A 9618-nucleotide genomic window follows, 5' to 3' on the forward strand; every position below is an offset into this window, starting at 1 on the left:
TGGGTAGAAGCCGGGAATAAAAAAGAAGACTTTACCGAAAAGGGAGCCAAAATTGTTATTATATTAGACAACGCCAGCTTTCATAAAAAACAAGAGTATATTAATAAGATTGAATCTGAAATGCCCAATATTCATCTTGAATATTTACCCGAATATAGTCCAGATTATAACTTAATTGAATTAGTCTGGCATTCAACAAAAGAATATATTGCCAATCGGCTGTTTTGAATCCATTGAAGAGTTAGAATCTTTGTTGAATCAACTTTTAAATGAAGACAAGCTAGTTATTAACTGGGGACGTAAACTGAAAAATAAGGGTAATGCTCTTATCACAGTTTAAATGCATAACAGCTTAATGGCATTGGAATTAATAAAAAGATATTCGCCAATATATTTGACCCATTTTTCACCACCAAACCAGTTGGCAATGGCACAGGGTTAGGCTTGTCAATTAGTCACCAGATTATTGTTGACAAACACAAAGGTCAAATCCGTTGTCATTCAACCCCTGGGCAAAGAACAATATTTATTGTCACAATTCCATTAACTATTCTGCCTTACTCTCCGATAAAATATCAAAATAGCCGAGGGTGAAGGATAATGACCAATGAAAAAATTCTTTCCGGAAAAATTCCTAATTTTGATTGTTGATGATAATCCCAATAATTTACAAATTCTTCATGTCATTTTAGAAGCCGAAGGCTACAAAACGATTGTTGTCAGCAACGGACAGGATGCGATTGAGCGTGTACACCTTGATAAGCCTGACTTAATTATTATGGCTTTAACCATGCCCAAGATGAGTGGATTAGAGTTGTGTGACTATCTTAAGTCTCCACCTCCCCTAACCACAAGTCCAATTATCCTGATGCGGACGGTTCGTGAACAAGAGTATTTAATCGAAGCATTTGAGAAAGGCGCAGCCGATACAATTACTCACCCCTTTAATCCAGCAGAAATTCTTGCCCGTGTCCGAACCCATTTAGAATTGAAGCAGACTCAAAAGCAATTGAATCGATTGGTTAAAGAACACGACAAATTAGCGAATTTGTTAAGAAAGTTAGCAATTACTGATCCCCTGACTGGACTCTGGAATCGCCGCCATTTTTTAACGGTTGCCTATCAAGAATTTAATCGAGCCTCTCGTTACAAACGTTTCATGTCTATCCTGATGATTGACATTGACCACTTTAAGCAAATCAATGATGAGTATGGGCATACGATGGGAGATGAAGTGCTTAAGGGTGTGGCAAAAAGCATCGTTGGTTCATTGCGTGAGGCAGATTATTGTGGACGATTTGGCGGTGAAGAGTTTGTCACATTACTTCCTGAAACCGATAGTAATGGGGCGGTGCGTGTCGCTGAACGTTTGAGAAAACGGCTGGAACAAATTACCATAGGGATTGGCGATAAACAGGTGCAAATGACAGTAACCGTTGGTGTAGCTAGTTATCAATTAGACGATGCCAACATCGAGGTAATTATTCAACGAGCGAATAAGGCACTCTATCACGCAAAAAGTCAGGGATACAATCGGGTTGCATTGCATTAGATATTGGAAATAAATGAAAAATAAACATGAACTACCGCACAAATTAATCCAACCCATCCATTTCATCGCCATTCATGGAATTGTAGGGGCGACCCGCCGCAAAAATTAACAGAACCAACCTATCAATGTTATCAAGGCGCCCTGTATTAGGTATCGCAAAACGACAAACGACAACCGACAAACGATAACCAAACCGTGATAATTTATATCCCATCAATTTCATCGCCATTAATAGAATTGTAGGGGCGACCCGCTGCAAAAAATAACAGAACCAACCTATCAATATTATCGGGTCGCCCTGTATTAGGTATCGCCAATTCAAATAAAAATCGGCATGAACCATCACCCAAAATCAACCCATTAAGCGTGACAAAATAAGCACCAGTTTGCCTGTAGTCGTATCCTTTAAGGCGAATGGAATGGCGATGGTGTTTTTGGGGTTCGTAAGGCATAGAACGATAGAGGCGACCCACGGCAAAAATAACCCAACCAACCTATCAATTTTATCAGCATTCATGAAATTGTAGGGGCGACCCGCTGCAAAACATAACAGAACCAATCCATCAATTTTATCGGGTCGCCCTGTATTAGGTTAAGAATGCATCTAACTTCTAGCAGATTTAGAATAGTCGCGGCTGCGGTAAGGATAAAAGAGTTGATTGAAATAGTGATGGTAGATGAATAATATAATCCTGGGCTAATCCTGGATTAGCGAAAGCTATAGCCCAAGACTTAAATATACCCCTGGGAAATTGTACGGCGCAGCAATTTCCAGATAGGGATGATCAGAAAGGATGAATAATATTACCCTACCCAATCCACTTTTGAGATCATTTCCTTCTACCCAGAAGCCAATAGGTAATCATATCGCCTTTACCCTTCACTTTGACGGCACCTCGCTGTTCAAAGATAAACTTGTGCTGTAACTGTTGGTATGTAGTAGCAGTAACTTGAATTTTACCCGGTTCTCCTGATGATTCCATGCGAGAGGCAACATTAACCGCATCTCCCCATAAATCATAGATAAATTTTTTCCTCCCAATCACACCCGCCACGACTGATCCGGTGTTAATCCCAATGCGAATTTCAAACGACTCCCCCTGTTGCACTTGGAACTCATGAATCGCTTGTTGCATATCCAACGCCATCTGCGCGATCGCTGTGGCATGATCGTCTAGGGGACGAGGTAAACCGCCAACAACCATATACGCATCACCAATGGTTTTAATCTTCTCCAACCCATACTGATCTGCTAGCTGGTCAAATGTGGAAAAGATTTGATTCAGCATATTTACCAGTTCAATCGGTTGCAAACGCGCCGATAACGGCGTAAATCCAACAATATCGGCAAAGAGAATCGTCACCTGGTCAAAATGTTCCGCAATCGCCCTCTGATCTTGTTTCAGACGACGGGCAATCAGTTCGGGTAATATATTTAGTAATAACTGCTCAGACTTTTCTTGCTCTAACTGTAACGCCGCCTCTGCCTGCTTGCGATCGGTAATATCACGCGCTACCCAAATAATCGATTGCTCAGAAATTGCCGAAATACTGGCGGCAAACCATACTGTGTTGTCTTCACTTTGTAGACTGTAATCAAAATAGATCGTGTGCTGAGTGGTTAGCGCCTGTTGAATTTTATCTAACCAATCCTGAGCCGTTTCCTCTTGGAAAAGATGTTCGATTGTTTGGTTAATTGGGTCAATGTAAAAGTCATAGAAGCGGGTAGGATTCGTCGGTGCTATTTCAATATTTGCTATTGTATTATCTTGAACATCAATAATTAAAACAATCGCATTCATCGCCTCAAAAAATAGGCGCATTTTGCTTTCCGACGTTCGCAGCTTATTTTCCAGCAATTTACTCTCACTGATATCCCGTGCTGCCCAAATCACGCTATCATGAGACAGGGGTGATAGGTTAGCCGCGAACCAACTATCTCGTCCGGCAACGGTCAACTGATAGTCAATACTAACAGTTTGCTGAGTTAAAAGAGCCTCTTGAATCGCTTGGAGAATAAAATCAGCTTGCTTAACTGGAAACTCTTCGTGTAAGGTTTTACCCACAATTTCGGCTGATGGCTTGTAGTCACTCAGGGGATTCGTGGGGGCAATTTTTAGGCATCGTCCTGAGGCATCAATCACCAGCACCACATCCGTCATCGCGGCGAAAAGGGCTTGCATCTCTGTGACCGCTTTCTTCTGCTGCATCACACTACCTAACTGATTAGTAATAACCGTGACTAGCTCAAAGAAATGATGGTCAGGTGGGTATTTTTTTGCCATAAAAAACACCAGCACAGCTAAGACGTAAACGGATTCTTGAGCAGCGGTTGGTGTCACTATGGGGACGGCAAATGCTGAGTTAAATCCGCATTTAACCGCGAGTTCTAATCTCAGGAAAAGGTCATCTGGAAACGCCGCTAAATCATCAACCCACTCCGGCTGAATTTGATGCCATACTCGTCCAGGTAGTTCTTCATTGGGTAAGATGGTTAAGGCTGCACTGTACTCTCGAAATTGCTCGAATTTTGCGGCGTCTGGAGAATCGATATCTGTACATTTACCATACCAACTATGACTACATTCTAATGCCATACCATCCGTCGCGGGAATCCACACTTCGCCATAACTCCAGCCTGTAATTTCGCAGACTTGATGTAAAGCAACATCCAAGGCGGTCTGAAAATCCGTCGCACTACTAATGGCTTGGCTCATTTTAGCTAGACGTGTTACTTGTTCCTCAGCATGCTTGCGTTCAGTGATGTCGTTAATGATACTGAGTAAGCAGTCTTGTCCACTAAAGTTAATTATATTTGCTGATAATAACCCCGTTTTTACCTGTCCTGACTTGAGACGAAAATTAAATTCATAATTGTGAATGGTTCCCTGAGTTTGTAATTGCTGGATAAAGCGAGTACGATCCTCTGGATGCAGCCAAAACTTCAATTCGACTGTGCTTGTGCCAATCAGTTCGTCTTTTTGATACCCTACCAGGTTAAGTAACCGATCATTGACCGCCAACAAGCGTCCATCAGCTAGGGTGCTGATTGCCATGGCATTGGGAGACAAGCGGAAGGCGAGGGCAAATTGAGCTTCGCCTAAGCCTTCTGTGGCGCTTGGGGGTTGGATGGGCAGATCTAATTCCTCGTTCCTGGGTTCCAAAATACTCAAAGAAGAATGCAACGGCAGGGCAAGGGGGTCAGGTAAAACTTGTATTATATCGCTATTTACTGGGATCGTCGTTTGTCATTCGTCATACTCGCTTTCATCGAGAAGCAAGCTACGTCATTCGTCTTATGTCTTATGCTGATTGTTCATGGTTCATTGTTCATTGGTAATTCTCCTCCCCAGCTTCCCCAGCTTCCCCAGCTTCCCCAGCTTCCCCATCTCCCACAAATCAACCCTTACTTGCCAATACAGAAGCGACTAAAAATCCGGTCAAGTACGGATTCTGTTACTTCCTCTCCCGTAATTTCACCTAAGGCTTGAATCGCGCCACGTAAATCAATTGTCCAAAAATCTAAAGGTAACTGCTGGGAGATGGTGTCTTGTACCTGTTCCAGCGCTATCTTGGCTTGGGTTAAGGCGGCGGCTTGTCGCTGGTTAATCGCTAAATCTAAGTCAGCCGCGTGCAGGGTTCCCGTTTGTACCGCCTCAAGAATCCCTTGTTCTAATGCCTCAATCCCTTCGTTTTTAGTGACTGCGGCTGTAATTACTCGGTCAATACTATCCGGATAGGAGACAGAATCAGCGGGGGCGAGATCGGTTTTATTAATGACTAAAATTAGGGGACGGTGTTTGACTTGGGTATAAATTTCTTGGTCTTCTGAACTCCATCCCGCTGTGGCTTCAATCACCAATACAATTAAATCAGCCGCCTCAGCCGCACGGCGCGATCGCTCAACGCCAATTTTCTCGACTTGATCCACGGTTTCCCGAATTCCGGCGGTATCTAGCACCTGTATGGGAATGCCACCAACGACTAACTGCGACTCTACCACATCACGAGTTGTACCGGGTAAATCAGTAACGATCGCGCGATCGCTACGACTCCAGGCGTTCAATAAACTGGATTTGCCCACATTCGGACGCCCGACAATGGCGACGTTTAAGCCCGTTCGCAATAATTGACCGCGATCGGCGGTGGCGAGAATTTGGTTAATATCCGTTAATACTTGTTGCAGTTGGGAGACGATCCCCGCTTCATCTAAGGGCGGTAAATCTTCCTCAAAGTCGATTCGGGCTTCAATTTCTGCCAAAGTATCTAAACACGTCGCCCGGAGTTGGCGAATCGGTACAGCCAGCTTCCCTTCTATTCCCGCTAATGCAGCTTGGGCGGCGGCGGGGGAACGAGAACCCACTAAGTCAGCGATACTTTCGGCTTGGGTTAAATCTAACCGCCCGTTCAAAAATGCCCGCAGGGTAAACTCTCCCGGTTGGGCTAACCGTGCGCCTAATTCTAGGCATAATTGCAACACCTGCTGCACAGGCATAATCCCGCCGTGACAATGGAACTCGACGACATCTTCACGAGTATAAGAGCGAGGGGATTGCATAATTAAAAGTAGGGCTTCATCCACGATCTGTTGGGTTTGAGGATGACGCACATACCCATAGAGAATGCGGTGAGTCTGCCAAGCTTGACGCCCTGGTGCGTGGAATAGTTGACGGGCGATTTCTAAGGCATTTTCGCCCGACACCCGCACAATCCCCACACTCCCTTGTTGGGGAACTACAGCAGTTGCGATCGCGGCTATTGTTTCACCTTGGACGAACGGTTGAGACATCATTTACTGACCCTACCTTTCTTGTTCCCCCCTTTCAAAGGGGGGCTAGGGGGGATGGGGGCTAGGGGGGATCTCTGATTAAGTAAAGGTTTCAGCCTTAAGTTTACATTAATGTTCATCAAGGGTTCCCTACAGATGGTGGTGTAATGGTAAAACCTGCACCAGTTCTGAGCGTTGATGGCGAGGGAAATTAAGCGATCGCGTAAAATAGTCTTTAACTTTTCCTAACTACTTATGACAGCCGTTACGATTAACCTCAATCCAATTGTTCACTTGAATCAAGAGCAATTTTATCATCTTTGCCGAGTCAATCCCGATGTAAAATTTGAACGTAATGCGAAAGGAGAACTGATCATCGTGTCCCCCACAGGCGGAGAAACGGGAAAACGAAATGCCAAGCTAACCACTCGATTTTGTGTGTGGAATGAGCAAACGAACCTGGGAGAAGTTTTCGACTCTTCCACCTGTTTTCACCTACCCAATGGGGCGAACCGTTCTCCCGATGTGGCTTGGATTCAACAAGAACGATGGGATGCGCTGACAGAGGAACAGAAAGAAAAGTTTCCCCCCATTGCTCCGGATTTTGTTTTGGAGTTAATGTCACCCAGCGATACGTTACCAGAAACCCAAACTAAAATGCAGGAATACATGAATAATCAAGTCAGACTGGGTTGGTTACTCTATCGACCAACTCGTCGGGTTGAAATTTATCGCCAAGGGCAAACGGTAGAAATACTGGAAAATCCGACCCAGTTATCGGGAGAAGATGTTTTACCGGGTTTTATTTTAGATTTACAACTTGTTTGGAATTAAACCCTAAAAAAGTAGAAATTTTCTAGTGGAACGTTTGTTAATTGTAGGGGCGGGTTTAGCCGTTTAATTTTGCTATCGACCGATAACCTCAAAGACAAAACCCGCCCTTCGCCACTATTTGATCGTGTGTATTACAGGACAAAATCAGATTACAGCGTCAACGATTGCGGATTGGTTTCAATCAACTTCGCCAAATCTTGTAGGAATGCTGCTGCATCAGCACCGTAAACAATCCGGTGATCACAGGTCATATTCACCTGCATCTGATTCCGTACACCCATCATGCCATCCGTTGTCGCCACCACTTGCGGACGTGATGCGCCAATCGCTAGGATTGCCCCTTGTCCCGGCGGTAAAATCGCATCAAAACGGTCAACGCCATACATTCCCAAATTCGAGATCGTAAACGTACCGGAACTATATTCCTCCGGTTGCAACTGCTTGCGTCGGGAGCGTTCAACCAACCCTTTCCAGGTGCGAGACAAGGAATAAATATCCACCTCATCGGCTTTTTGTAAGGTTGGTGTAATCAGTCCCCCATCTGCCATTGCCACAGCGACAGCCACATTGACGCCAGCGTGATACTGAATCCCCTTTTCCGTGTAACAAGCATTGATCGTGGGATGTTGTTTCAATGTCACAGCGACGGCTTTCGCTAATAGGGCGGTCATTGTCACGCCCTTAGGTTTAATTTGTTTATACAGCTTATCCAGTTCATCAGTCGTGATAGTATACCCTACCCGGAAGGATGGCACCTGAAGACTTGCCACCATATTCCGCACCACAGCATTTTGCAGGGTGTTGAAGGGAACCACTTCACCGAGGGGGACAGAAATAGGTGTCGTGGGTGTAGCTGTCGGTTGAGCCGCAGGCTGAGATGGTGCCTGTTGCGGTGCAGCAGCGGGTTCAGGTTGGGTCGTTTTTCCAGCAGCAGCTTCCACATCTTCTGCCACAATGCGTCCATGAGGACCACTACCCGTCAACGTGTCGAGTTCAACCTTCAACTCCCTGGCTAATTTCTTCGCCCTAGGAGAGGCGACAGTGCGTCCATTGCGACGACTAGGGGTATCTTGCGCTTGGGGGGCGGCTGAGACAGTAGCAGGTTCAGGTTCAGGTTTTGGCGTTTGATCTGTTGGCGTTTGATCAGACGGAGTACTGGCTGGGGCTGAGGCGGAACTGGATTGGGAGGCTTGTTGTTTAGCCGTCTCAATTTCGTCAGGAGTTTCGGCTAGTAGGGCAATTGCCTCCCCGACAGGTACGGTTTCACCTGCGGGTACAGTAATGACGGCTAGATAGCCCTCATAGAACGACTCCACATCCATATCCGCCTTGTCAGACTCAACCACTACCACGGTTTCGCCTTTCTCTATTTTGTCGCCTGGGGATTTCACCCAAGAGACAATTTTACCTTCGGTCATGGTGGAGCTAAGGGCGGGCATGAAAACTTCGTTGATCATGAGGTGGTATTCCCTATGAACTAGGCGTTAAATAACAATAGCATTTGCCAGATCGCATTTTAGCGTGATGACGGGTTCTCAAACTGTAAAGGTCGAAAATAGGGAACACCTCGGCTTACCTCGACTTACCTCGGCTTCGCTCGGTAACACGCTCGGTAACACGCTCGGTGTGTAACAGGGAACAGGAAATAGGGGTTACCCGCCCGCCCCTAAATCTGGGTGCTTCTCCATACCAACCTACAATAGAATTAGCCGCTTACATAGAAAGCTGATGGATTGGATGGTCAAATCGGGCAAAATTTCTTTGGTGAGTCTCGCTGGTATGGTAATCCTGCTGATGGCTTGTACCAGTAATCCCCCAGAAGCGACAATCACAGACACTAATCCTTCACCTGACAAAACGATTTCCTCATCGACTGAGCCATCCCCCGATTCTCCCAGTAATTCAACTCCCCAGCAAAATTTTTCATCGCCTCAGACGCCAGCAGCTAACCGGGAAAACTATCGTTCTATTGATCTATCCCAACAGACAGATAGGACGAGTTTAACCGGTAGCAATCCAAACGCGATCGCACTCTCGGCTTTTGGTAATAGCGACTCTAACACGGATTCAGCCAGCGTGGATGTTTCTTATCCTAAACCGGATCAGGCAATTGTTATTCTGACTCAGACTGGATTAAAGGATGATTCGGTTAGAGGTATCCGATATCGTGTTGAGTTTCAGAAAAATTCCTCGGCTCAAGCGAATGAACAATGGCAGATGATTTGGGCAGGATCTCAGTTCAAATGTTACCCTGAGCGCGGTCATCAAGACTGGTCACCTGAACTTTGTTTGTGAGCGGGTTTTCTGGGCGCACGTTGGTAAAGGGCGCACGTCGGTCATGGGTGTCAACTTAAGCCACATTACCCACGATAGGATACTGGGTGTGGGGTATGGGGTGTGGGGTGTGGGGGAAAGCGAGCAATGTTGGGGAGCTATGTATTAAACGGAACCTGTTTGAAAAAAA

The 9618-nt window shown here is 45.5% G+C and carries 6 protein-coding genes and 3 pseudogenes; 5 read left to right on the top strand and 4 right to left on the bottom strand.

The genetic code is table 11. The features are described 5' to 3' along the window. The 3 genes and pseudogenes from RIG66_RS09430 to RIG66_RS09440 all read left to right on the top strand — a co-directional run. Positions 1-340: pseudogene (locus tag RIG66_RS09430) on the top strand (transposase); the annotation flags it as partial. A 14-nt stretch (positions 341-354) separates the two neighbouring features. Further along, positions 355-594: pseudogene (locus tag RIG66_RS09435) on the top strand (sensor histidine kinase); the annotation flags it as partial. 13 nt (positions 595-607) lie between these two features. Next, positions 608-1552 carry a diguanylate cyclase gene (locus tag RIG66_RS09440; RefSeq protein ID WP_446377378.1) on the top strand — a complete coding sequence of 315 codons (945 nt, stop codon included), beginning with the start codon at positions 608-610 and terminating at the stop codon, positions 1550-1552. A 362-nt stretch (positions 1553-1914) separates the two neighbouring features. Here RIG66_RS09440 and RIG66_RS09445 read toward each other — a convergent pair. From RIG66_RS09445 to mnmE, 3 genes and pseudogenes are all read right to left on the bottom strand, one after another. Beyond that, positions 1915-2004 (bottom strand): annotated as a pseudogene (locus RIG66_RS09445) (transposase); the annotation flags it as partial. A 378-nt stretch (positions 2005-2382) separates the two neighbouring features. Further along, positions 2383-4725 (bottom strand): adenylate/guanylate cyclase domain-containing protein, encoded by a 2343-nt coding sequence (locus RIG66_RS09450; protein ID WP_446377380.1) that lies wholly within the window; start codon positions 4723-4725, stop codon positions 2383-2385. Between the two features lie 233 nt (positions 4726-4958). After that, the gene (gene mnmE, locus RIG66_RS09455; protein WP_446377388.1) at positions 4959-6341 is read right to left on the bottom strand and encodes a tRNA uridine-5-carboxymethylaminomethyl(34) synthesis GTPase MnmE; all 1383 of its coding nucleotides are present in this window, start codon (positions 6339-6341) and stop codon (positions 4959-4961) included. Between the two features lie 234 nt (positions 6342-6575). Between mnmE and RIG66_RS09460 the strand changes: the two genes are divergently transcribed. Then, complete coding sequence (locus tag RIG66_RS09460) at positions 6576-7154, top strand: Uma2 family endonuclease (RefSeq protein WP_446377382.1); 579 nt, start codon at positions 6576-6578, stop codon at positions 7152-7154. A 149-nt stretch (positions 7155-7303) separates the two neighbouring features. Here RIG66_RS09460 and RIG66_RS09465 read toward each other — a convergent pair whose 3' ends face one another. Beyond that, positions 7304-8611, bottom strand: coding sequence for a dihydrolipoamide acetyltransferase family protein (locus tag RIG66_RS09465; RefSeq protein ID WP_446377384.1), 1308 nt, complete (start codon positions 8609-8611; stop codon positions 7304-7306). A gap of 271 nt (positions 8612-8882) precedes the next feature. Between RIG66_RS09465 and RIG66_RS09470 the strand changes: the two genes are divergently transcribed. Beyond that, positions 8883-9449: a hypothetical protein gene (locus RIG66_RS09470; protein ID WP_446377386.1), complete on the top strand. Its 567-nt coding sequence runs from the start codon at positions 8883-8885 to the stop codon at positions 9447-9449. The last annotated feature ends 169 nt before the right edge of the window (positions 9450-9618 follow it).

Origin of the sequence: Coleofasciculus sp. E2-BRE-01, assembly GCF_040221695.1 — a bacterium.
Taxonomy (GTDB): Bacteria; Cyanobacteriota; Cyanobacteriia; order Cyanobacteriales; family Coleofasciculaceae; genus Coleofasciculus.